Origin of the sequence: Saccharicrinis aurantiacus (assembly GCF_001660705.2) — a bacterium.
GTDB classification, from domain to species: domain Bacteria; phylum Bacteroidota; class Bacteroidia; order Bacteroidales; family Marinilabiliaceae; genus Saccharicrinis; species Saccharicrinis aurantiacus.
The window spans coordinates 57329-83370 of the sequence record NZ_LYBV02000013.1 but is presented as its reverse complement, the minus strand read 5'-3'; the positions used below and the strand labels follow the sequence as shown (position 1 = coordinate 83370).

Annotated in this window: 19 protein-coding genes; 15 read left to right on the top strand and 4 right to left on the bottom strand. The window is 34.3% G+C overall.

Going from position 1 to position 26042, the window contains the following annotated elements:
* Positions 1 to 26 precede the first annotated feature (26 nt).
* The 5 genes from A8B35_RS05340 to A8B35_RS05320 all read left to right on the top strand — a co-directional run bounded on the left by A8B35_RS05340 (position 27) and on the right by A8B35_RS05320 (position 5577).
* Positions 27 to 1349: a PhoH family protein gene (locus tag A8B35_RS05340; RefSeq protein ID WP_075602350.1), complete on the top strand. Its 1323-nt coding sequence runs from the start codon at positions 27 to 29 to the stop codon at positions 1347 to 1349.
* Positions 1350 to 1531: 182 nt separating this feature from the next.
* Positions 1532 to 2878, top strand: a complete 1347-nt coding sequence (gene mtaB / locus A8B35_RS05335) for a tRNA (N(6)-L-threonylcarbamoyladenosine(37)-C(2))-methylthiotransferase MtaB (protein WP_075602349.1) — start codon at positions 1532 to 1534, stop codon at positions 2876 to 2878.
* A 4-nt stretch (positions 2879 to 2882) separates the two neighbouring features.
* The gene (locus tag A8B35_RS05330; RefSeq protein ID WP_075602348.1) at positions 2883 to 3668 is read left to right on the top strand and encodes an inositol monophosphatase family protein; all 786 of its coding nucleotides are present in this window, start codon (positions 2883 to 2885) and stop codon (positions 3666 to 3668) included.
* Positions 3669 to 3672: 4 nt separating this feature from the next.
* On the top strand, positions 3673 to 4539 hold the full coding sequence (locus tag A8B35_RS05325; protein ID WP_171973160.1) for a lysophospholipid acyltransferase family protein: 867 nt from the start codon (positions 3673 to 3675) through the stop codon (positions 4537 to 4539).
* Positions 4540 to 4548: 9 nt separating this feature from the next.
* On the top strand, positions 4549 to 5577 hold the full coding sequence (locus A8B35_RS05320) for a glycosyltransferase family 2 protein (RefSeq protein WP_075602346.1): 1029 nt from the start codon (positions 4549 to 4551) through the stop codon (positions 5575 to 5577).
* Between the two features lie 2 nt (positions 5578 to 5579).
* On the opposite strand, the gene A8B35_RS05315 is transcribed toward A8B35_RS05320, so the two are convergent.
* Both A8B35_RS05315 and A8B35_RS05310 read right to left on the bottom strand, forming a co-directional pair.
* On the bottom strand, positions 5580 to 6878 hold the full coding sequence (locus A8B35_RS05315; RefSeq protein WP_075602345.1) for a UDP-N-acetylmuramoyl-tripeptide--D-alanyl-D-alanine ligase: 1299 nt from the start codon (positions 6876 to 6878) through the stop codon (positions 5580 to 5582).
* 69 nt (positions 6879 to 6947) lie between these two features.
* A complete protein-coding gene (locus A8B35_RS05310; protein ID WP_075602344.1) occupies positions 6948 to 8441 on the bottom strand; it encodes an SUMF1/EgtB/PvdO family nonheme iron enzyme in 1494 nt (497 codons plus the stop codon).
* 319 nt (positions 8442 to 8760) lie between these two features.
* On the opposite strand from A8B35_RS05310, the gene porU reads away from it, so the two are divergent.
* From porU to A8B35_RS05290, 4 genes are all read left to right on the top strand, one after another.
* Positions 8761 to 12588 (top strand): type IX secretion system sortase PorU, encoded by a 3828-nt coding sequence (gene porU, locus A8B35_RS05305; protein WP_075602343.1) that lies wholly within the window; start codon positions 8761 to 8763, stop codon positions 12586 to 12588.
* A 59-nt stretch (positions 12589 to 12647) separates the two neighbouring features.
* The gene (gene porV / locus A8B35_RS05300) at positions 12648 to 13781 is read left to right on the top strand and encodes a type IX secretion system outer membrane channel protein PorV (RefSeq protein ID WP_075602342.1); all 1134 of its coding nucleotides are present in this window, start codon (positions 12648 to 12650) and stop codon (positions 13779 to 13781) included.
* Between the two features lie 99 nt (positions 13782 to 13880).
* Positions 13881 to 14366: a 2-C-methyl-D-erythritol 2,4-cyclodiphosphate synthase gene (ispF, locus tag A8B35_RS05295; protein ID WP_075602341.1), complete on the top strand. Its 486-nt coding sequence runs from the start codon at positions 13881 to 13883 to the stop codon at positions 14364 to 14366.
* Positions 14367 to 14371: 5 nt separating this feature from the next.
* The gene (locus A8B35_RS05290; protein WP_075602340.1) at positions 14372 to 14728 is read left to right on the top strand and encodes a CoA-binding protein; all 357 of its coding nucleotides are present in this window, start codon (positions 14372 to 14374) and stop codon (positions 14726 to 14728) included.
* A gap of 44 nt (positions 14729 to 14772) precedes the next feature.
* Here the strand turns inward: A8B35_RS05290 and A8B35_RS05285 are convergent, their stop codons facing one another.
* The gene (locus A8B35_RS05285; protein ID WP_075602339.1) at positions 14773 to 15744 is read right to left on the bottom strand and encodes a M23 family metallopeptidase; all 972 of its coding nucleotides are present in this window, start codon (positions 15742 to 15744) and stop codon (positions 14773 to 14775) included.
* Between the two features lie 130 nt (positions 15745 to 15874).
* Between A8B35_RS05285 and alaS the strand changes: the two genes are divergently transcribed.
* The 6 genes from alaS to A8B35_RS05255 all read left to right on the top strand — a co-directional run bounded on the left by alaS (position 15875) and on the right by A8B35_RS05255 (position 24929).
* Complete coding sequence (gene alaS / locus A8B35_RS05280) at positions 15875 to 18505, top strand: alanine--tRNA ligase (RefSeq protein ID WP_075602338.1); 2631 nt, start codon at positions 15875 to 15877, stop codon at positions 18503 to 18505.
* Between the two features lie 278 nt (positions 18506 to 18783).
* Positions 18784 to 20340, top strand: a complete 1557-nt coding sequence (locus A8B35_RS05275) for an acyl-CoA carboxylase subunit beta (RefSeq protein ID WP_245820770.1) — start codon at positions 18784 to 18786, stop codon at positions 20338 to 20340.
* Between the two features lie 83 nt (positions 20341 to 20423).
* Positions 20424 to 21917 (top strand): acetyl-CoA carboxylase biotin carboxylase subunit, encoded by a 1494-nt coding sequence (locus tag A8B35_RS05270; RefSeq protein ID WP_075602337.1) that lies wholly within the window; start codon positions 20424 to 20426, stop codon positions 21915 to 21917.
* Between the two features lie 66 nt (positions 21918 to 21983).
* Positions 21984 to 22505, top strand: a complete 522-nt coding sequence (locus A8B35_RS05265) for a biotin/lipoyl-containing protein (RefSeq protein ID WP_075602336.1) — start codon at positions 21984 to 21986, stop codon at positions 22503 to 22505.
* Positions 22506 to 22715: 210 nt separating this feature from the next.
* Positions 22716 to 23621 (top strand): proline dehydrogenase family protein, encoded by a 906-nt coding sequence (locus A8B35_RS05260; RefSeq protein WP_075602335.1) that lies wholly within the window; start codon positions 22716 to 22718, stop codon positions 23619 to 23621.
* Between the two features lie 117 nt (positions 23622 to 23738).
* Positions 23739 to 24929: a response regulator gene (locus A8B35_RS05255; RefSeq protein ID WP_075602334.1), complete on the top strand. Its 1191-nt coding sequence runs from the start codon at positions 23739 to 23741 to the stop codon at positions 24927 to 24929.
* On the opposite strand, the gene A8B35_RS05250 is transcribed toward A8B35_RS05255, so the two are convergent.
* Positions 24926 to 25906, bottom strand: a complete 981-nt coding sequence (locus A8B35_RS05250) for a methyl-accepting chemotaxis protein (protein WP_075602333.1) — start codon at positions 25904 to 25906, stop codon at positions 24926 to 24928. The two genes, A8B35_RS05255 and A8B35_RS05250, sit on opposite strands and share 4 nt — an antisense overlap.
* Positions 25907 to 26042: the final 136 nt, after the last annotated feature.

Sequence of the window (26042 nt, the reverse complement as noted above, 5' to 3'; positions counted from 1 at the left end):
TGTTCAACCACTAAAACGTCCTTTATATGCCTAAAAACCGGAAAATATTTGTACTTGACACAAATGTGATTTTACACGACCACAAATGTATATACAACTTTGAGAATAATGATGTAGTTCTGCCAATTGTTGTTTTAGAAGAGCTGGATAAGTTCAAAAAAGGAAATGATCAAATTAATTATCAAGCAAGAGAGTTTGTTAGAGATTTAAATAAAATTTCAGGAGAAAAACTCTTTATGGAAGGTATTTCACTTGGAGCAAAGCAGGGTAAGCTTTTTGTAGCCACCGGAAAACCTTTTACCGAGGCGATGCAGAATTCCTTTTTTGAAAAAAATGCTGATCATAGAATCTTAGCTATAGCCCTGCACATAAAAGAGGAATTTAACGGAAGAGTTGTAACCTTAGTTTCAAAAGATATTAACTTAAGAATGAAAGCCAAATCTCTTGGCCTATTAAGTGAAGATTATGAAACTGACAAAGTAAAAAACATTGACCTCCTAGAAAAAGGGGTTCAGATTCATGAAGACTTTGACACAGAAATTATTTCGAACCTATACAACTCAGAAGGCATTCCTGAAGAGGATTTTCCAATTAAAGACATGCCTGCTAATCAGTATTTTGTTCTTAAAAATGGCACACAAAGCGTTTTAGCTTGGTACGACTCTCAAAACAGTATAATTAAACGAGTTGAAAAACACAGCTGCTTTGGCATTGAGCCGAGAAATGCTGAACAAACTTTCTCGTTACATGCCCTAACAAACCCCAATGTCAAACTCGTTTCTTTAACTGGAAAAGCAGGAACCGGGAAAACTCTTTTGGCATTAGCAGCAGCACTCCATCAACATAAAAATTTTAAACACATTCTATTGGCGCGCCCAATTGTACCATTAGCTAATAGAGATTTAGGATTTCTACCTGGCGATGTTAATGACAAAATTGGCCCATACATGCAACCTCTTTTTGATAATCTAAGTGTAATTAAAAATAGCCATGGAACTAAAAGCCGGGAAAATGTTCTGATTGATGAAATGCAACGAGATGAACAATTAACTATTACACCATTAGCATACATTAGAGGACGTAGCCTTTCTGATGTGTATTTCATTGTTGATGAAGCTCAAAACCTCACACCTCACGAAGTAAAAACAATTATAACGAGAGCGGGCGCAGGAACAAAAATGATCTTTACTGGTGATATTGAACAAATCGATTCTCCATATCTAGATAAAACATCAAATGGACTTGCCTATTTAACTGAAAAGATGAAAGGTCAAGATGTATTTGCACATGTAAACTTAATAAAAGGAGAAAGAAGTTTCTTAGCAGAATTAGCTTCCGACTTATTATAAAACAACTAGTCTCATCACAAAACCGGCTCACCAAAGAGTCGGTTTTTTTCTTTTTCGCAAAAACACACACAATCTCATTTTCAATTATTATCTTTGTGCCCTTATTTTTCAGAATTTAACTGAAAATAAAAAAGATACAACTACATTACCCAGATGGAGTTGCATTTAATTGTAGATTAGAGATGATTGATAAAACACAGTTTTTAGAGAAGAAAGTAGCTTTTCACACTTTAGGTTGTAAATTAAACTTTAGTGAAACCTCAACCATAGCCAGAGGATTAATGGAAGAGGGCTTTAGCAAGGTGAAATTTACCGACTTTGCGGATGTATATGTTCTGAACACATGTTCTGTTACTGAAATTGCTGACAAAAAGTGCAGACAAGCTATTAACAAAGCCATCAAAATAAATCCTAACGCCTTTATTGTTGTTACAGGATGCTTTGCTCAATTAAAACCCCAAGCCATTTCTGAAATGCCCGGCGTAGATCTTGTACTAGGCTCAAATGAAAAGTTTAAGATGGCGGATTATCTTGGCGATCTACAAAAGAAAGCATCAGGAGAAATTCACGCCGGTAAAATTTCTACAAATAAAGAGTTTTTTCCAAGCTATTCTATGGGCGATCGAACACGAACCTTCTTAAAAGTTCAAGATGGATGTGATTACTTCTGCTCATACTGCACAATTCCTTTAGCAAGAGGAAAAAGCAGAAATGCAAACATAAAAACAACTGTTGATTTAGCGAAAAAAGCAGCGAAAGAAGGTGCCAAAGAAATCATTTTAACTGGAGTAAACATTGGTGATTTTGGAAAGAGTACTAATGAAACCTTCTTTGACCTAGTTAAAGAATTAGATAAAGTTGAAGAAATTCAACGTTTCAGAATTTCCAGTATTGAACCCAACCTACTTAGTGATGATATTATTGAATTTGTTGCAAAGTCTAACAAAATAATGCCTCATTTCCACATTCCATTACAATCGGGTTCAAATAAGGTGTTAGCTCTAATGAAGCGCAAATACAATAGGGAATTATTTGCCAAAAGAGTAGAAAAAATAAAATCATTGTTACCAAATGCCTTTATAGGTGTAGATGTAATTGTAGGTGTTAGAGGAGAAACCGACACACACTTTAATGAAGCCCTTGAATTCATAAAGTCATTAGAGATATCGCAATTACATGTATTTACGTATTCCGAAAGGCCTAATACAAAAGCACTAACAATAGAACATATTGTACCTATTGAAGAACGCAAAAAAAGAAGCCAAATTTTACACGAACTATCGGATAAAAAAACACGTTTCTTTTACCAACAATTCGAAGGTCAGGAAGAACAAGTTTTATTTGAGGGCAGCGAAAACAATGGTTTCATGAATGGCTTCACACAAAACTACTTAAAAGTTCGAATACCATATAACGAAAAACTCACAAATCAAATCACATCTGTAAAACTCAATAAGTTTAATGCAGAAGATATGATTTATGATGCGGAAGTTTTAATTGATTATTCTAGCTTTGAGCTTCAAGTTTAAAACTATGGATTATAAAACTCTTTGCCAACAAGCAATTGACCTGATTAAATCAACAGGTGCCTATATTAAAGAAGAAGGTAAAAAACAAAAGCAAATTGAGACCAAAGGCAGTAACGATTTTGTTACCCATGTTGATAAAGGATCTGAAAGACTCCTTGTTGATGGCCTTAGCAAACTTTTGCCCGAAGCTGGTTTTATAGCAGAAGAAGGAACTTCTGAAGCTATTGGAGATACACATAACTGGATAATAGACCCTATTGACGGAACAACTAATTTTATCCATGGATTATACCCACATGCAATAAGTGTTGCTCTTGAAGAAAATGACGAAATTGTTTTAGGTATTGTTTATGAAATAGGCTTAGATGAATGTTTTTATGCATGGAAAAATAGTTCTGCATTTCTTAATGACGAACAAATCCAGGTATCGAACACACAAAGAGTAAAAGACAGCCTTTTAGCCACAGGTTTCCCATATTCGGATTTTGCCAAAATGGAAGGCTTCATGAAATCTCTTGATTATTTCATGAAGAACTCTCATGGATTAAGAAGACTTGGCTCAGCTGCAACAGATTTAGTATATGTGGCATGCGGAAGGTTTGAGGGTTTTTATGAATACGGACTAAAACCATATGACGTAGCTGCCGGAGCCTTCATTTTGCAGCAGGCAGGAGGTAAAAACTGCGACTTTAGAGGAGGTAATAACTACATTTATGGGAAAGAGATTATTTCCTCTAACAATTTAATTTTTGAGGAATTTAGAACAACGATTAACCAACTAATGAATTAGTAAATTGAAAACTTTTATAGTACACATAGGAATACTTTTAATTAAACTAATAGGTCACCTCCCATTTTGGGCAATATATTTTTTATCAGATATATTTTACCTCTTAGTTAGACTTATAGGCTATAGAAAAGAGGTAATTTTCAGAAATCTAAGAAATGCCTTTCCTGAGAAATCAGAAAAAGAAATATCAGAAATAGCCAAAAGGTTTTACAAACATTTATGCGACTTATTCTTTGAGACTTTTAAAGTACATGCCATATCAAATAACGAGATGGCAAAACGTATGAAATTTCACAATACAGAATTGCTTGACAAATTTTATGATGAAGGCAAAGATGTAATTATTATACTTGGTCATTATGGAAACTGGGAATGGGTACCTTTCGTAAATGGCCATATAAAAGCATTAGGAACGCAGGTTTATCATCCACTCAGGAATAAACCCTATGATAAATTCTTACTTAACATACGCTCTAAATGGGGCACACTAAATTTCCCGATGAAAACATGCTTCAGAGACATGTTAAAATTAAGACGAGCCAAACAACACTTTATTATTGGTATGATTGCAGATCAATCTCCTGCAAAAAATAAAATTCAGTATTACAGTACTTTTTTCAACCAAGAAGTTCCGGTATTACTCGGAGCTGAGAAAATGGCAGTTAAAACTAATAGTCCCGTTGCTTTTTTAAGAGTGGACAAAGTAAAAAGGGGCTATTACGAAGCTACTTTTGAGCTATTAGTAGAACGCCCTAAGGAATGTGAGGAATTTGAGATAACCAAAATACACACTCAACACCTCGAAAACATAATTAAACAGAAACCTGAATACTGGCTATGGAGTCATGATAGGTGGAAACACAAAAAATAACAAACCTATATGACAAAAGTAGCAATCGTTATACTCAACTGGAATGGAGAAAAACTACTAAAGGAGTTTATACCCACAGTAGTGAAAAACTCACATTCAGTTAATTTTAAAATTTATGTAGCCGACAATGCATCTACCGATAATTCTGTTAGCTATTTAGAAAACAAGCACCCAGAGATTGAAATCATAAAGCTTGATAAAAACTATGGCTTTACGGGCGGATATAATAGAGCCTTAAAACAAATAGAGTCCAAATATTACATATTACTCAACTCTGATGTTGCTCCGGCAAATAACTGGCTTGAACCGCTTGTTCTCGAAATGGAAACGCATGATAATATTGCTGTATGCGTTCCTAAAATTAAAAGCTATAAAGAACCAAAATATTTTGAATACGCAGGTGCGGCAGGAGGACACATTGACAAATATGGATTCCCATTTTGTGAAGGCCGTATATTTAATAAAATAGAAGAAGACACCGGCCAATATAACACTTCAAAAAACATATTTTGGGCTAGTGGAGCCGCACTAATGACTAGAGCAAACATATTTCATGAAGTTGGTGGTTTAGATGAAGACTTTTTTGCTCATATGGAGGAAATTGACCTATGTTGGCGCTTAAAGAACAGAGGCTGGAAAGTTAAATATATAGCAGAAAGTGAAGTGTATCACCTCGGAGGTGCCACTCTAGATTATAGCGACCCAAGAAAAGTATACTTAAATTTCAGAAACAACTTATTTCTGTTAACAAAAAACCTACCCCGAAACAAATGGCTATTTAAGCTAATTGAAAGAATGATTATAGATGGTATCGCAGCCATGAAGTTCTTAGCATCTCTAGAAATTAAAAACTTTTGGTCCGTATTAAAAGCTCATCTTAGTTTTTATAAACACTTACCTTTATTCTACAAAAAAAGGCGCAAAAACCTTAAATATACAACTCAAAATAAACATCCAGAAATATACCAACACTCTATTGTATTTCAATTCTTTTTTAGAGGGATCAGAAAATACTCAGACCTCAGACATAAGATATAATACTAAAGATATTTTACTACATCTTCGAGTTTATTACTCCTCGACCCTTTTATAAATACAAATGAATCTTTAATCGGATGATCTTTTAAATAATTGATTAGATCTAATGTTGTAGAGAATACTGCAAAAGAACCATCACTACATGATACCTGGCTAAAACTTGTTCCAAGAAGAAAAACTTGCGAAAAATCTTCCTTAATAATTGTATCAATTATATTTTGATGCTCCTCAATACTCGATTCACCAAGTTCTTTCATTTCACCAATAACCAATACCTTATTCTGATGATCTAGCTTAATAAAGTTCGCTAACGCCAAAGCCATGCTACTTGGATTTGCATTATAGGCATCAAGCAATATCTGATTAGTCGCCGTTTTTATTAACTGCGACCTGTTATTTGAAGGCACATACAACTCTATTGCAGCTTTAATATCTGATACATCTATATTAAAATACATACCAATGGAAATTGCAGCCAATACATTCTCGATATTATAAGCACCAATTAAATGAGTTGATAATCTCATGTCCTTTTCTCCAACTTTTGCGATAAATGAAAGAAGAGGATGATTACTGATTTCCTTACACGATACATTATCAACCCCTACACTACCATAAGAGATTATTGTTGCTCCAACATCAAGCATACTTTTCAAATGTTGATTCTCACCATTAACAAAGAGGGTTCCATTAACACTTTCAATAAATCTATATAATTCAGACTTTGCTTTCTTTACGCCTTCAAATGAGCCGAAACCTTCAATATGTGCCTTTCCAACATTAGTTATTATGCCACAATTTGGTTGAGCAATTGCGCAGAGCTCTGCAATTTCACCAACATGATTAGCACCCATTTCCACAACACCAACTTCTATCTTCTCATCCATAGATAGCAAGGTTAAAGGAACTCCAATATGATTATTTAAATTTCCTTTTGTGGCGCAAACATTTAAACCTTTACATAGTACTGCATTAACAAGCTCCTTAGTTGATGTTTTACCATTTGTTCCAGTAATCCCTATGATAGGAATATTAAGATACGTTCTGTGATAATTAGCTAAGTTTTGAAGAGTTTTAAGAACATCATCCACCACTATAACAGAATCATCACCCCATGCTTTTTCATCATCCACAATGGCACACTTTGCTCCATCTGCAATAGCTTGTTCGGCAAATTGATTCCCATCAAAATTAGCACCCTTCAAAGCAAAGAACATACTCCCTTCAATAATATTACGGGTATCTGTACATGCCCCACTTGACTTTAAAAACAACTGATGTAACTCTGCAATACTTTTCATACATACAAAAATAAAAAAAGGTTGATCCAATTAAGAACCAACCTCATATATTTATTTCAAAAAATTTATTTATTTCTTTTTTCGATTGCCAGTTGGACTACCTACACGGGTCATCGCACAACGGAAACCTAAATCATCTCTAGCTTCTCTTTCATCAAGATAACGACGAGTACCTGGACTCAACCAATATGCTCTATCTCTCCATGATCCACCTTTATACACTCTAGTTCTATCTGACACTAAAGAGCCTAATTGACCTGTATGCGCTCCATACATATCTGAGGTAGATTCTTCACTATCTAACCAATCTCCAGTAGCAATATTAGTTTGACCATCACCATCTTGGTAATTTCTATTATCAGCAGTACGATAATTTTTTCTATCCAAAATATCTTTATCCGTTTCCATTCTATAACGAATACGACCTAAGCTATCTTTTTCAACAACATAACCTTCTTCGTCAAGAACTTTAGTTTTAAACTCATTACCCCTATATGGACTAAATTCATCAACATCTTCAAATGATAAAGGACGATATACATCAGCTACCCATTCATTCACATTACCTGCCATACAATACAAGCCATAGTCATTTGGGTAATAAGATAATACACTTACTGTTTTATCACCGCCATCATTTAAATCGCCAGCTACACCCATGTAGTCACCTCGACTTCTAACAAAGTTAGCCATCATTTTACCACGCTCCTGCTTACTGGCATTTCTTGTAATATGACCATCCCAAGGATAAATCCTACGATTTGTTACTCTTTCTTCCTGAGAATTACCAATTAAACCTAATGCAGCATACTCCCACTCAGCTTCAGTTGGTAGTCGGTAACGAGGCAACAATGTTCCGTCTTCCCATCTAACTCTACGACTATCCTTGTTAGGGTCTAAATCCTCAATTGGGTTTTTACCTGCAATACCATCGTATTGGCCTAATAAATAAGCATCTGTATTAAAGTTATTATCCCCTTGTTGATTTACATCCATTTCAAGAACTCCCATATCAACAAGAATTTTCTCATTAACCCTATCTGTACGCCAAGCACAAAAATCACTCGCTTGAAGCCAATTAACTCCAACAACAGGATACTCGCTATATGCAGTATGACGAAGGTAATTTTCAACCATCGGTTCGTTATAAGCTAAAGACCTTCTCCATACTAGAGTATCAGGCAATGCCTTTTTATAAACCTCAGGGTAATCAACAAAAACGCGATTTGTCCAATATAAATATTCACGATAATCAACATTACGAACTTCACTTTCATCCATATAAAATGAAGGTACAGTAACTCTACGCGGTACATTATCCCAATCGTACATAACATCCTGTTCAACACGCCCCATAATGAAAGTACCACCTTCAACAAACTTCAGACCTGGTCCTAATTCTTGTTCATAACCAGCAATATGTTCAAAACCTCCATTTTCAGGGGTATTATAATCCCAACCTGTAACTGATGATACATTACCCGAACCACCTTTACTACATGAGGTAAAAACTGCAATGCTTAGCACAATTGTAGCATACGATAAAATACTTCTTAATCTCATAGTAATATATTAATACTTTATTTTAATTCTTCGATTACGAACCAAGAGACTTAATTAAAATATTAAATCCCACTCTTGCATTATACTGCAAAAATAAAAAAAGGTTATAATCTGAATCATTAAAATGGATTTTTTTTTCAACAACTCTGATTCACACCTCAATGCTATCATTTTACAACATACTGCATAATAAATTCCAATAGAATAACGTTTAAGTTATTGAATTCGTATTTTTGTAGCGAATTTATTTTTATCCAAACCAAAACTAACCAATTTCGTTTATTAGAAACGGGGTTACAATTAACACAAAGAGAGAAAGATGATTATCGAGATATATAAAAAGATACTATTATTTAACCTTTTATTTATTCTAACTATTTCTGTTAGCGCAGAGGAAAAGATTCTTTTAAAGAAAAAAATTGATTGGCACGAAACTAGTCTAATGACAATTCTTGGAGAAGAAAAGGAAGTTCTGAGCTTTTCTAACAATGGATATACCAATGAAATTGGCTTACCTATTATTATAGAAACAATTAATATTCCGGCGAATATTGATTTATCGACTCTAAAAATTTCGATTTCCGATGCATCCTATAAATGGCCAACTCCTGAAGAACACCTTGCTATTAAGGATATTGTTGAAAAAGATAGCATTGCAATTTCTTACAAGGTCAGCACATCACGAAACATTAATAATTTAGATATATCAATAATTCCAGTTAGAAGAAATCCTAACGAACCAACCTTTAAAAAGCTACATCAATACACTTTAAACATAAACTTCGATACCCTAAGTGACGCAAATTTAAAAGGAGCATCTAACGTCTCAACATTTACGAACAATTCTGTACTAAAGGATGGCAAATGGGTAAAGGTTAAAATTAAAGATAGTGGCATTCATAAAATATCATACACTGAGCTTAAAAATATGGGGTTTTCAAACCCAGATAAAGTTAGTGTTTATGGAAATGGTGGACGAATGCTGGCAAAGCTTAATAGTGATTTCAGACATGAGGATTTAGCAGAAAATGCGATATGGCATCATAACAATGCCATTTATTTCTATGCAGAAGGAACTAAATATTGGAATTATAACGATACTAAAAAAATCATTGAACATGAAATTCACGACTTCACAGAGGATGCTATTTACTTCCTTACAGATAAAAACTCAACTATAAAATCCGTTACAAACTCTGATGAACAAGGAGGTTCCGCAACTGTAAATGTAGATTATTTTAATGATTATAAATTCTTTGAAACAAACGAGCAAAACCTTATTAAGTCTGGTAGAATATGGTTCGGTGAGCGTTTTTCTACATACAGCACACTTTCATATGATTATACATTTTCCTTCGACAATTTAATTACAAATGAAGATGTAATTGTATATACACAACTAGCTGCAAGGTCAGAAACTACATCAACCTTCACTATTAATCATAATTCAAATCTATTAACTACGGTTAGCATTCCTGAAATTATACCCAATAAAACCGAATGGTATTTTGCCCAACTAAAAAACAGTGAAGTATCTTTTTCTCCTGGTGATAATAACTTCACCATTACATTACAATACAATGGTACAAGTTCTTCAATTGGTTATTTAGATTATATTGGAGTTAATGCAAAAAGAAAACTAATTCAATCAGGAAGTCAAATGATTTTTAGAAATATTGATATTGTAAGCAACAATCAGATTGCAAACTATACCCTTGGAAATATCAATGCTGATTTCAAGATTTGGGATATTACTGATCCAAGCAATTGTAAACTAGTTAACCATACATTAAATGGGTCTAATGCATCTTTCAACTACAATGCAAACTCCATAAAAGAATTTATTTCATTTAATCCATCACAAAGTTATCCTAGCGTAACATTTGTTGAAAATGTTGAAAATCAAAATCTTCACAACTCAACTCCCGTTGACTACATAATAGTAACCCACGAAGATTTCATAGATCAAGCAGAACGATTAGCATCAATACATCAAGAGCATAATAATCTAACAACCTTAGTGGTTACTCCAGAGAAAATTTACAACGAATTTTCAAGTGGTCAACCTGACGTAAGTGCTATCAGAGACTTTGTAAAAAGCCTATATGAAAAAGCTGGGGACAATACTGATTTATTACCAAAATACTTACTCCTATTTGGTGATGGATCTTATGATAATAGATCAACAACAGACAATACAAACAAAATTATAACCTACCAATCTGATGAATCATTGCACCAAAGTAATTCTTTTGTTTCTGATGACTTTTTTGGCTTCTTAGACCCTAATGAAGGAGAAAATATTCAAAACAATAAACTTGATATCGGAATAGGTCGTTTCCCCGTAAATACTATTGAGGAGGCAACTAATGCCGTTGACCGCTCTGAAAAATATATTACCTCGCAAAAGTTATCCCCATGGAAAACTCAGGTTTCTTTTGTTGCTGATGATGGTGATGAAAATACACACATGAGCGACGCAGATTTCATCAATGAAACATTATCTAATAAGCACCCTGAAATAAATGTAAATAAAATATATTTTGATGCTTATCCAAGAGTATCTACGTCAAGTGGAAATAGGTACCCTGAAGTTGAAGAAGAAATCAACAATTGTATTCAACAAGGAACTTTAATATTTAATTATACGGGTCACGGTGGTACTAATGGGCTAGCTGAAGAACGAGTAGTTACTAAAGAAAGTATAAGTAGCTGGACAAATATTAATAGCCTTCCGTTATTTGTTACCGCAACTTGTGAATTTAGCCGTTTTGATAACAAACTAGAAACTTCTGCAGGGGAAATGGTTTTTCTAAGCCCAGTTGGTGGAGGGATTGCATTATTCACAACCACCCGAATTGCCTACACAGGAAGTAACAAAACGATAAGCTTAAATTTTTACAACAATGTTTTGGAGAAAGATGAAAACAATAAAAAGCTCCGTTTTGGCGAGATAATTAGACGCACAAAGAATGATTGTAGTGCAGGAGTTTACAAACTTAACTTTACTCTATTAGGTGACCCTGCTCTTGAATTAATTTATCCAGACTTTAATGTTAAATCGACTAAAATTAATGATATACTAATTTCTGATACTGTTAAAACAGACACACTAAAAGCTTTATCATTAAACAAATTGGAAGGCAGCATCACAACAAACAAATCCTCCGAGAATACAGTTATTAACAATTTTGATGGAGAATTAAATCTAACTATCTATGATAAAAAACAATTTGTTAATTGCCTAGGGCAAAATTCTGATACTATTTTCTCTTTTGAAATACAAAAAAGCACAATTTACAAAGGACGCTCTTCTGTAAACCAAGGACAATTTCAGTCAGAGTTTATTATTCCAAAAGATATTAAATACAATTATGACTATGGCAAAATTAGTTACTATGCCAGTAGTGGAGATCATGAAGCTTATGGCGCATTTAATGATATCATTATTGGGGGCATGAATGAGAATCCTATTGATGACAACGAAGGACCTGACATTAATGTATTTCTAAATAAACGCAGCTTTAAATCAGGAGATGAAACCACACCTGCCCCTTTGCTTATAGTTGATCTGTTTGATAAGAGTGGTATTAATACTACAGGAACAGGAATTGGTCATGATATCACCTATGTCATCAATGAAATAAGCCCAATTCCTACAGTATTAAACAACTATTATGTTGGGAAAATAGATAGTTACCAAGAAGGATCTATAGAATGTAATCTACCACAAATGGAGATTGGGGAATACACACTAACCGTTAAAGCATGGGATAGCTTTAATAATTCAAATGAAAAAACTATTTCATTCAAGGTAGGTAAAAATATAAAAATCGATTTTAATAATCATAAGGTATATCCCAACCCTATTGTAAGCGGAGCTGATGCATATTTTAGCTTTGAACATGACGAACCTAACTTAAGCCTAAGTGTTGAAGTTAATATTCACACTTTAAGTGGAGAGCTATTAAGTAAACAACGCAAAAATGTAGTTTCTTTAGGCAATACAATTCCGCCTATTCATTGGAAGGCCAACTATTCAAATGGTAAACCTTTAAGTGCAGGAGTATATATTTATCAATTAAGAGTGAAGTCAGAAACAGGAAGAGTTGGTAATCTTTCTGGAAAAATAATGATCACTCAATAATAAAAATCATTTTTTTGCGTTTACTTTGTAGACTATTATATTTTACAAACAAATAATTTATGCAAAAATCAACCTTTAAACTAGTTGCTATTGTAAGTATTTTTGTTCTTTCTACAATTGCTTCTTTTGCGCAAAACGAAGTTGAAGAAGGAATACTGGTTCCAACCGCTACCCCATTCTTAAATATTTCTCCAGAATCAAGAGCTGGAGCAATGGGTGATGCAGGTGTTGCCACATCGGCAGACCTTAGCTCTCAACATTGGAACTCATCTAAGTATGCCTTTTTAGAGCAAGACATGGGGGTTTCTGTTTCATTTACTCCTTGGTTAAGAAACTTGGTTAATGATATCAACCTATACTATCTTACTTTCTTTAAAAGAGTAGATAAGATGTCAACGGTAAGTGCATCCTTAAGATATTTTTCGATGGGACATATTACTTTTACCGATGATAATGGAGAACCTACAACAACTGGTAATCCAAATGAATTTGCGCTTGATGCTGCCTATTCTCGATTATTATCAGATAACTTTTCAGCATCTATTGCCTTTAGGTATATTCGATCAGACTTATTGAATGGTAGTGGAACAGCTGGCGCATCTGCAGGCAATGCCTTTGCTGCTGACCTTAACTTCTATTATCTACAACGCGTAAAATGGGGAGGACGAAAAGGAGATATATCTGCCGGACTAAACTTCTCAAATCTAGGTTCCAAAATATCATACAATGGTGGTACAGACGAACAGTTTTTACCTGCTAACATGCGCTTGGGTGGAGCTTACTCTACCGAAATTGACCGATATAACAAAATTGGCTTTACAATGGATATTAATAAGCTAATGATTGCAAAAGGTGAAGAAAACCAAGATATTTCTGTACCTGCTTCTTTCTTTAAATCTTTTGGCGATATGACCCTTGAAGACTTCATGTTTTCTTTAGGTGCTGAATATTGGTACGATAATCAATTTGCACTTAGAGCCGGTTATTCTCATCAAGATGAAACAAGAGGAAATAACAAATATGCAACCGCTGGTGCTGGGCTTAAATTTAACATGTTTACTATTGATGCTTCGTATATAATTCCACTGGTTGCTAATAATCCGTTGGCAAATACAATCAGATTCTCACTAGCATTTAATTTTGATGAGATGACAGGAAAAAATAAACGACCTACTTATAAAAGAAAAAGATAGTTTATCTAAATAAAATAGGAATCCCGTATACCCCAAGTATACGGGATTTTTTGTTTCATATAGTTTAATTAGCTTTACAAAAACAATAATTTAGTTATCATGAAAATAAGAGTTGGATTTGGCTATGATGTTCATAAACTTGGTGAAGGTGAAGAGCTGTGGATTGGTGGAATACATGTAAAACACATAAAAGGATCAATTGGCCATTCGGATGGAGATGTACTTATTCATGCAATATGCGATGCTTTACTTGGGGCATGTAACATGCGAGATATAGGTTTCCACTTCCCGGATACATCAAGTGATTTTAAGGGTATTGACAGTAAAATATTATTAAAGCGAACAGTTAAAATCATCACAGAAAAAGGATTTGAAATTGGGAATATCGATTCTACTATTTGCCTCGAAAAACCTAAATTAAAAGATTTGATCCCAACAATGCAATCAACTCTTGCCGATGTAATGAACATTGACACAGATGACCTCGCCATTAAAGCCACCACAACTGAAAAGTTAGGTTTTGTTGGTACACAAGATGGAATTGCTGCTTATGCAACGGTATTGGTTCAAAAACTAACAAAATAACAAATATGAAAACTTTAGTAATTGGTGCTAGCCCAAAGGCAGAACGATATTCAAACAAAGCTATTAAATTACTTATTTCTCATGGACACAAGGTTATTGCCCTTGGGAATAGAGCTGGACAAATTGACAACACCCCTATTGTTACACAATTAGAAAATACAACTGATATTGATACAATAACAATGTACATTGGAGCTAAACATCAAGCTCAATATTTCGACTTAATTAAATCAATTCAACCACGAAGAACAATTTTAAATCCAGGTACAGAAAATCCAGAATTAGAAAAATTTGCAACACTAGAAAATATTGAAATAATACATGCATGTACTCTAGTACTGCTAAGTACGAATCAATATTAGATAATCATAGTTATAATTTAATCCAGCGCTTCTGAGGATTTAATTTAATCAAATGTTTGATTGGAGTTTGATGAAATACGAATCATTTCTTGATACTCATCAGCAGTTAAATCATTAAAGTAATAATGCGTTGGATTTACTTTTTTATTCTTAACCATAACCTCATAGTGCAAGTGAGGCCCTGTAGAAGTACCACTATTACCAACGTAACCAATTACATCACCTCTTTTTACCTTCTGCCCTTTCTTCACATTAAAATCATTTAAATGTGCATACAGGGTTTTATATCCAAAACCGTGATCTATTTCAATTCGTTTTCCATAACCTATACTTTGCTTGGTCACTTTTGATACTTTACCATCACCTGTTGCATATACTTCTGTACCAGTAGATGCTGTAAAGTCCATTCCATAATGAAACCGACGTGTTTTGTATATTGGATGAATACGGTATCCCCATCCTGAAGCCGTACGTTTTAAATCTTTATTAGCTATTGGCATAATAGCAGGAGTCGCTTTTATTAGCTCTTCTTTTCGTTTAGCCAAACTAACAATTTCATCAAATGATTTTGACTGAACATAAAGTTGTTTCATAATTACATCAAGCTTCTTAGATGTATTTATTACCAAAGCTGCATCATCTAAGTCCTCTAGACCCTCGTAACGATTAACACCGCCAAAACCAGCATGTCTGATAGAGTTCGGAATCGAGTCGGCCTGAAATATAACCCTATAAATATTTTCATCACGCAGCTGTATGTCGTCCAAAACCAAAGCTACCTTATCAAACTTCTTATTAATGATTTCAATTTGGGTAGTTAACCTTGCATTCTCTCTCAGTAATCGTTTCTCTTTTGGACTATCGACCAAATTAGAGTACGCAAAAAAGAAGGCTAAGCCGAGAACAGCACCAAACAATGTGTACAATACAGCACGAGCCGTATAATACTTAAATCCGGTTTCTATTTTATCGTAACTTAAGGTTTCTGGGTTATATCGGAATTTAACTTTTGCCATACAACAAATAACTTATTGTAACTAGTGGATTTTTAAGATTATTTAGATGCAAAATTAGCGAAAAAATCTAACTTTGCAACTTCGTAAAATAGGTACAATAAGTAAGTATAACAATAATTAAGTAAGAACAATGAATGCTTCTGAGGTAAGAAAAAGTTTTTGGGATTTCTTCGAATCCAAACAACATCAGATTGTTTCATCTGCCCCAATGGTTGTTAAAAACGACCCAACATTGATGTTTATCAATGCAGGTATGAATCAGTTTAAAGATATTTTTTTAGGAAATGCCAAACCTTCTTCATCACGAATAGCAAACTCTCAAAAATGTCTTCGTGTTTCCGGAAAGCATAATGACTTAGAAGAAGTAGGTCATGATACTTACCACCATACTATGTTTGAGATGCTTGGCAACTGGTCTTTTGGCGATTACTTTAAAGCTGAAGCGATAGATTGGGCCTGGGAATATCTTACCGAAGTATTAAAAATTGATACAAGCAGACTTTATGCTTCAGTATTTGAAGGTGATAAGGATATGAAGCTTGAAAAAGATATGGAAGCTTTCAATTTATGGAAGAAACATTTACCTGCTGAAAAAATTATCAATGGAAATAGAAAAGATAATTTTTGGGAAATGGGAGAAATGGGACCATGTGGACCATGCTCTGAAATCCATGTAGATTTACGCTCCGATGAAGAAAGACAAAAAGTTGATGGTGCTTCTTTAGTAAACGAAGATCACCCTGAAGTGATTGAAGTGTGGAACTTGGTTTTTATGCAATACAATCGCAAAGCAAATGGAGACCTAGAAAATCTACCTCAAAGCCATGTTGATACCGGAATGGGTTTTGAACGTTTATGCCGTGTTGTACAAAAGAAACAATCAAACTACGATACAGATGTATTTGTGCCTATCATAAATGAAATTGCAACAATTGCGAACATAAAATATGGCAACAACGAAGATTCTGACATTGCCATGCGAGTAATTGCGGATCATATCAGAACCATTGCATTTTCTATAACCGACGGACAATTGCCTTCTAACAATAAAGCGGGCTATGTAATACGTAGAATATTGCGTAGAGCAGTGCGTTATGGATATACATTTTTAAATCAGAAACAAGCCTTTTTACACCAATTGATTCCTTCTTTAATTGAATCAATGGGAAGTGCATACCCTGAGTTAAAACAACAACAAGATTTAGTAACTAAAGTTATTCGTGAAGAAGAGGACTCTTTTTTAAGAACTCTTGAAACGGGTATCTCCATGCTAAATAAAATAATAAAAGAAACCAAAGCCGATGATTACAAGGTAGTACCAGGTAAGATTGCTTTTGAACTTTATGATACATTTGGTTTTCCGTTAGATTTAACTGAATTAATTTTAAAGGAAAACGATCTTGTGGTAAATCGAAGAGAGTTTGAATCTGAGATGAATGCGCAAAAAGAACGTGCACGAAATGCAACTTCGATTGAAACTGACGACTGGGTTATTTTAAAGCATGATGATGTTGAAGAATTTATCGGTTATGATAATTTAGAAAGCGACGTTTACATCACTAAATACCGTAAAGTTACAGCCAAAAACAAAACTCTATTTCAGCTTGTATTCAATATTACACCTTTTTATGCTGAAAGTGGTGGTCAGGTTGGCGATACTGGATACATTGATAATGGATCTGAGAAAGTAAGTATCATTGATACTAAAAAGGAAAACGGATTAATTGTGCATATGGTTAAAAAACTTCCAGCTAATTTAGAGCCTAGCTTTAAAGCTGTTGTTGCAGTTACCAACCGTAAGTCAACCGATAGAAATCATACAGCAACCCACCTACTACACCATGCCTTAAGAAGTGTTTTAGGCGAGCATGTGGAGCAAAAAGGGTCATTGGTTCATCCTGATTATTTACGTTTCGACTTTTCTCACTTTCAGAAATTAAGTACTGAAGAAATTGAGCAGGTAGAAAATATAGTGAATACCAATATTAGAACCAATTATGCACTTAACGAGATGCGTGATATTCCGGTTAGCAAGGCACAAGAAAAAGGTGCTATGATGTTATTTGGAGAAAAATATGGCGATCTAGTGCGTGCAATTCAATTTGGAGATTCAATAGAACTTTGTGGAGGTACGCATGTAAAGCACACTGGTGAAATCGGTTCCTTTAAAATAATTGGTGAGTCATCTATTTCGTCTGGCATACGCCGTATTGAGGCTGTAAGTGGAGAGAAGGCATATCAAATGTTTCAAAAACAAACGCAATTACTCACAGCCTTAGGTAATATGTTTAAATCAACTGGTGATCTCGAGAAAAACATCGAGAACATGCTTAGTGAAAACTCAAGCTTAAACAAAGATTTAAACGGCATGAAACAGAATCTATTAAACATGAAAAAACGTGAATTAATAGATGATGCCCAAACAATTCATGATATCAAACTAATTACTGCAACAGTTCAACCAATATTAGGTGATAAGATAAAAGATCTAGCCTTTCAATTAAAGAAGGAGCTAGGTGAATACGTTGCCATTATTGGATCTGAAGTTAAAGGCAAACCACAAATATTAGTAGCTGTATCTGAAAACTTAGCGAAAGAAGGTAAAGTAAACGCAGTTGAGGTTATTAAAGATGCTGCAAGTGAAATTAAAGGTGGCGGAGGTGGCCAAGCATTTCTTGCAACAGCAGGAGGTAAAAATCTTGAAGGATTAGAAAAAGCAATCGACAGAGCACGTAACTTTGTCGAAAATAAAATAAGTTAATTATAAACTTACAAAGTAACCAAAGGCCGGGTTAATCTCGGCCTTTTTTTATGCCCTACAACACTATCTAGAAGGATTCTAAATACAATTACCCTGTAAAAGGCAGCAGTTAAAATAGTGGATGAAAATCCTTTAATTAAAGATTAAAAGCTATTTTTTATACATATACATGAACCAAATGTGGTAAAAGAGGGTTAATGTTATGCTTAGCTTTAAATAAACTCTTAAATACGTAAAGTGTCTCTAGATAGAACTAGTTTCACAAATATCTGTTTATTATGGATACAACAAAAATGAAAGATAATAGGATTCCATTCAAAAGGTTTCACGAGAGAAACGAAAAGTTAGAAGATCAATACGACGAAACATATTTTTCTAAACAACACGCCAAAGGTAAATTAACCGCTAGAGAGCGTATTGAATACCTTATGGATGAAGGTAGTTTTAGAGAAATTGATGCTTTTGTTAAACCCGCTGGAATGCCTAATGAAGAAAAATTTGGCGACGGAGTTATAGTTGGTTATGGAACAATAAACGGACGTCAGGTTTTTTTATACGCCCAAGATTTTAGTTTTATGGGTGGTTCTTTGGGAACTGTGCATGCGCGAAAAATCATAAAAGTTCAGGAGATGGCTCTTAAGATGGGGCATCCAATCATTGGGCTCATTGACTCTGGTGGTGCCAGAATTCAAGAAGGAGTAGCTAGTTTAGCTGGTTACGCTGGTATTTTTATGCAGAATGTAAAAAGCTCTGGAGTAATACCCCAAATTTCAGTAATTCTTGGACCTGCAGCTGGTGGTGCTGTATACTCCCCTGCTTTAACTGACTTTAAATTCATGACTCGCGATACATCATATATGTTCGTTACTGGTCCTGATGTGGTTAAAGAAGTGCTTAATGAGGATACAACTTTTGAAGAATTAGGAGGTGCCGAAGTACACGCTAGCCAAAGTGGTGTTGCCGATTTAATTTATAGTGATGAGGAACATACTTTAATGGGTGTAAAAAAGCTATTAAGTTATTTACCATCTAATAATGTAGAAAATCCTCCTGTAACATCGGTAGAGAATGCTGCAAGTTCTAAAATCGAGAAGTTATCTATGCTATTGCCTGATGACCCCAACAAGCCTTATGACATTGTTGAGGTAATTAAGTTGATTTCTGATAAAGATAGCTTTTACGAAATTGCCGAAAATCATGCTCAGAATATAGTTATCGGCATGGCTCGCCTAAATAATCAAGTAGTGGGTATTGTTGCTAACCAACCAAAAGTAATGGCCGGAACACTTGACATTAACGCCTCTAAAAAAGCTGCTCGTTTTGTTCGTTTCTGCGATTCTTTTAACATTCCAATATTGGTACTTGAAGATGTTCCTGGTTTTATGCCTGGTAAAAGCCAAGAGCACAACGCCATAATTATGCATGGTGCTAAATTACTTTATGCCTTTGCCGAAGCTACTGTACCAAAAATTACTGTAATTTTACGTAAAGCATACGGAGGTGCTTATATTGTAATGAATAGTAAAAATATGGGTGGCGACTTTAACTTTGCTTGGCCTACTGCTGAAGTAGCAGTTATGGGACCTGAGGGAGCTGTTAAAATCTTAAATCGTAAGGAATTACTAAGCGCCAAAGATCCTGAAGAACTGAAACGCAAATTAATTGCTGATTATAAAGAGAATGTGGCTAACCCATATGTAGCTGATGAAAAAGGTTATATAGATGAGGTAATTGACCCTTCTGAAACAAGAGATATTATTATTAATGCATTTGCATTGTTAGAAAATAAAGTTGAGCAAAATCCTCAACGTAAGCATGGAAATATGCCTTTATAAAAAATTTAAAGGTCATACTTACTGAATTTCAACAGGATTGATGTAACTTTTAAGCAATCAGTCGTCTGTAAAAAAAAATTATAATGAAGATTAAATCGATTTTAATTGCAAATAGAGGCGAAATAGCCATTAGAATTGCACGCACAGCAAAATCTATGGGTATTAAAACCTATATGTTTTTATCTCACCATGAGCCAAATGCATTACATATTGAGCATGCGGATGAGGTGATTGATGTATCAGATAATACATTTATCAATGTTTATACTAATATTGATAAATTAATTGAAGTGGCATTAGAAAATAAAATTGATGCCATACATCCAGGATATGGTTTCTTATCTGAAAACCCATATTTACCAAGAGAATGCGAACGTAACAATATCATATTCATTGGACCTTCTTCTAAAGCCATTAATCAGATGGGTAATAAAGGGCTGGCCAGAAATATGGCGATTAAAAATAAGGTACCTGTTTTATTAGGAAGTAAGGGCGTAATCTCTACTCTAGAAGAAGCAGAACGTACCTCTGAAGAAATTGGATATCCAGTTATGCTAAAAGCAGTTGCTGGAGGTGGTGGAAAAGGAATGCGTGTTGTTCGTAAAAAAAGCGAGCTTGCGCTGATGTATAAACTCGCAACCAACGAGGCAAAATCTTTATTCGATAACGATGCAATGCTTATCGAAAAGTTTGTTGAGAATCCACGTCACGTAGAATTTCAAGTTTTAGCTGATAAAAAAGGGAATGTAGTTCATCTTTTTGAAAGAGAGTGTAGCATACAGCGAAAGCACCAAAAGTTACTTGAAGAAGCCCCCTCATCGGCTTTAACTGAAGAGTTGAGAGCCAAAATTGGAGCAGATGCAGTGCGCCTTTGTGAGGCTACCGGATATTACAGTGCAGGTACTGTTGAGTTCTTACTTGACAAAGACTTGAACCATTACTTCATGGAAATGAATACACGCGTTCAAGTAGAACATCCAATTACTGAAGAAATTACTGGCTTCGATATTATTGAGCAGCAAATTAAAATTGCTCAAGGTGAAGCTATGGATATCAAGCAAGAAGATATCAAAATTAATGGATGGGCTATTGAGTTAAGAGTTAATGCTGAAGATGTACAATCGGGTTTCGCTCCTTCAACAGGTTTAATTGAGCAAATGGATATCCCTAACAAGAAATGTTTACGTGTTGATTCGGGTTACCAAGTTGGCAAAGTGGTTATTTCTTCTTTTGATTCCTTGGTTGCCAAATTAATTATAACTGGCAAAAACAGATCTGAGGCAATTAAAAACTGTAGATCTGTGTTAAACAGCACTACAATTAAGGGAGTAAAAACTACGCTACCATTCTTTAAGCAAGTAATGAGAACACCTTCATTTGTTAAGGGTAATTATAACACATCATTTATTGAAACTGACTTAGAGCAGAGCTTTTATCAAGAAGATGATGAACTTGTGGCAGCTGCAGCATTAGCAATGCAAGCATACCTTAATGAGCAGGAAAAGATTAATTCGGATACATTATCTGACAAATCTGTTTCAGCCTGGGCAATGAGTAAAAAAATTAAGGGTAATTAAATAGTTGGTTAATAACCTTCGTTTTATACTCAAATAAAAACTTAGTAATTTGTAATTACATTTATTATGAGACTTATACATCATACAAAAAATTACACTTTAACTGGAGAACAGAAAGTTACAGTTCAGGTTAAGGATAAGAAGATTAATAAAATTAATAATAAAAAATCTCACGTTGAAATAGAACCTTTAAACGAAGAGGAATTTTTAATAAAAGGTGAAAAGAAATCTCATGTTGGCGAAATTGTTAGCTTAAAGCAGAATGAGGTAAGCGTGATGATTAATGGTAACACTTATACGTTTACTATTGATACTGAAATTGCTAGCAAAAGAAAGGCAAAATTAAGTAAAAAAGCAGGACCAAAAGTTGAGAAAGTAAATGCACCATTGCCTGGCGAAATTGTAGTAGCTCTTGTTGGCGAAGGCGCTGAAGTTCATAAGGGTGAACCTGTAATGATTTTAGAAGCCATGAAGATGCAAAATGAAATTACTAGTCCGATTAATGGTAAAGTAAAATCAATTCATGTTAAGGCTGAAGAAACTGTAATGAAAGATCAATTATTGTTTGAAATTGAGCCTTTAAAATAATAACATCAATCTTTTTTTTGATTTAAGGAGTCTGATTATCAGGCTCCTTTTTTTTGCTTATACGTTAAAGAATCACAGTCAACACAAATATGACAATAGTCACATTTAACTAACATTCAGCACTTTGTGAGAATTATCATTTTTTATTTTATGCAAAATAATGAAATTGAGATCATACCTAATTAATAAATAATCTCAAATACATATTGCATGATAAGTAAAGTAATAACAGCCATTTTGCCGCATCTTCCAAAGAAATTTGTTTGGATGTTCTCTAAAAAGTATATCGCTGGTGATTCACTCTCCGATGCTATTAAAGTATCCCAAAAATTAAACAACCAAGGGATTAATGTCACCATTGATTTACTTGGTGAGTTTATAGAAAACATGTCGCAAGCGGATTATTATAAAAGACAATATCTTGATATAATTAATACCTTCGAAAATAAGAATGTAGAAGGAACGTATTCGCTTAAACCTACCAGTTTTGGACTCCTAATTGATAGAGAACAATGCTATAAAAATATTCATGAAATTGTTGCTCTGGCTAGTGCTTACAATTCCTTTGTTAGAATTGATATGGAGGACTCACCATGTGTTGATTTAGAAATAGAACTTTATAAGCGATTAAAAGCTGAATTCCCGCAAAATGTTGGTCTGGTATTACAAGCCTACTTATATAGAACAGAAAAAGACATTGATCATTTACTCAAAGAACATAGTGCAGAATCTCCCTTAAACTTCAGACTCTGTAAAGGAATTTACATTGAAGATGAAAGCATTGCCATTAAAGATCCTAAAAAGATAAATGAGAACTATTTACTTTTATTAGAAAAGCTCCTCATTAATAAAGTATATGTAGGTATTGCAACGCATGATGACTTCTTAATAAAAGAATCGAAGAAATTAATACAAAAACATAATGTATCAAACGATATGTTTGAGTACCAAATGCTATACGGCGTAACCCCTCATTTGAGAGATCAGATTGTGAAATCTAATAAAAAAATGCGCGTTTATATTCCTTTCGGAAAGGATTGGCTTAAATATTCAATACGACGCTTAAAAGAAAACCCAGCAATGACATCTCATATCTTAAAATCCCTATTTAATTAAGCATAAACTATAGCCAAATAACACCCTACCATTTTAATTGTATTTTGCTTATATTTAAAGAAGTAACTTGATTTACTCCTTAATAAGCAGAATGCAATAACTGGTAAACTATAACTTATGCTCTTATCCCCTCAAAAAATTCTTATTATTGACGATTCAAAAGCTAATATCCTAATGCTTGGGGAGGCGCTGAGCGATTACAAATGTGTTGCGGCAACCAAAGGCGAAAATGGTATTAGAATTGCCAAAGGAATAAAAAAACCTGACCTTATTTTGCTTGATGTTGTAATGCCTGGTATAGATGGCTATGAAGTATGCCGAAGATTAAAGGCTGATGAAGAAACGAAAAACATTCCTATTATCTTTTTAAGTGCCGCTACAGACTCCAATAGTCTTGTAAAAGGATTTAGCTCTGGAGGAGTAGATTTTATAACTAAACCCTTCAATTTTGAGGAACTTCGTATTAGAGTTTCGACGCAGTTGCGCCTAAAAAAGTCACTGGATGATAACACACGTTATTTAAAATCTATCGAAGAGATCTATTCAACCATTACAGATAGTATATTTTACGCCCAAAGGATTCAAGAAGCGTCGTTACCTAGTAATTTACATTTAAAGGAAACTTTAGGCGAGGACTTTTTTATAGTATATAAACCTCGTGATATTGTTAGCGGTGATTTTTATATTACACACCGCACCGAAGACAAAACAATAATTGTTGCAGCTGATTGCACAGGCCATGGTGTTCCCGGGGCCTTGATGAGTATGCTAGGTATGGTGTTTTTTAGAGAAGCCATTCGTTTTGAAAACCTTACTACTCCATCTGTAATATTAGATAGGGTAAGAAATGCCATTATTAACACGCTAGCTAACAATACCGAAAATGAGGTTCAGGATGGAATGGATGCCTCGGTAGTATGTATCAATCACTCGGAAAATACAATGGAATTTGCAGGTGCTAACTTACCTGTTTACATCATACGTAATGGAGAATTAATAGAATACAAAGGAGATAGAATACCCGTAGGTCCTTACCCTCAGATTCGACCTTATACCAACCATTTAATTAACATTACCAATAATGATTTAATTTACCAATTCTCGGATGGCTATGCAGATCAGTTTGGAGGAAGCTTTAATAAGAAATTAATGGCCAAACGATTTAAGGAAATTCTACTAGAGCATCATAAACTAAAAATGGAGCGCCAAAAATACAAGCTTGAAGAAGCCTTTAGTAAATGGCGCGGCTTATACGATCAAATTGATGATGTATTAGTTATGGGGTACAAATTTAATGCACAGCCTTAATGAAGCTCAGCCACAACTTCCTCTACAAGTAATACTTCTTCTTTTAAATCATCGACAGATTTAACGTAATCACCTGAAGCTTGTTCCACCAAGTCTTTTCCTTTATTCAATTGATCTGATGCAACTTGAATAGAATCTACAATGGTTGATATATCACGCGAATACTTCTTCGTTTCTTCTGACATTTGAACAATCTCACCAGAAATTACACGAAAACCACTACCTAAATCACCAACATACTGAGATTCAATAGATGCATTCAATCCCATTATCTTAATCTTATCAGACATTTCGTGAATATACTTCACAATTTGGCTTGTTTCGCCAATCTTCTTACTTGTGCTGCTAACCTTATCAAATAGCTCATTGGTAAAGGTCATCATCTCGGATTGTTGCTTTGCCAAGCGACCTATTCTCATTGTTAATTGGTCAACACGTTCAATCAGTTTATCACCGGCATTTTTACGCTTACTAATATCAGAATCAACCGTTACTAAGTGGATTATTTCGCCATTATCATCAAGTACTGGCGACAAAGAAGTATGAGTCCATATTTCGTTTCCTGAAGGTGTAACATTAATTGCTTCGTATGACGTGGGTTGTTTTGTACTAAGAGTTTCGTTAATACATTGTCTCACTAAAGGGTTAAAACTCGTTTGTAAAATATTGGTGCCTCGTTGCTTTATAAAAGCTTCGAAGGTATACTCATACATACGAGTAAAACCATCATTAATCCATTGAATATTGCCCTCAATATCCATTACCATGATGGCATTATCGGTTTGCTTGGCAACAATAGAGAGTAGTTTTAATTCAGCTAAACGCTCATCGTCCTTTTCTTCAAAAGAGTCACTTGATTTTTCTGCCTCTTCACGTATTGGTGTATTAATGTGTTGCTTTAAGCCTTTACATTTTTTTTGAAGCCATACTATATAACAAGACATAGCTATGCCACAAAAGCAAATAAAATAGATCATAGGTGGTGTATTTTTATAGTCTCCCAGTGCAAATATAATAATTATAAGAAATTCACCCTATAAGAAATGATAATTGTAATTAATAAAACAATTTAATTTACGATCTATTACAAAAGGCATGCATTCATTTACAATA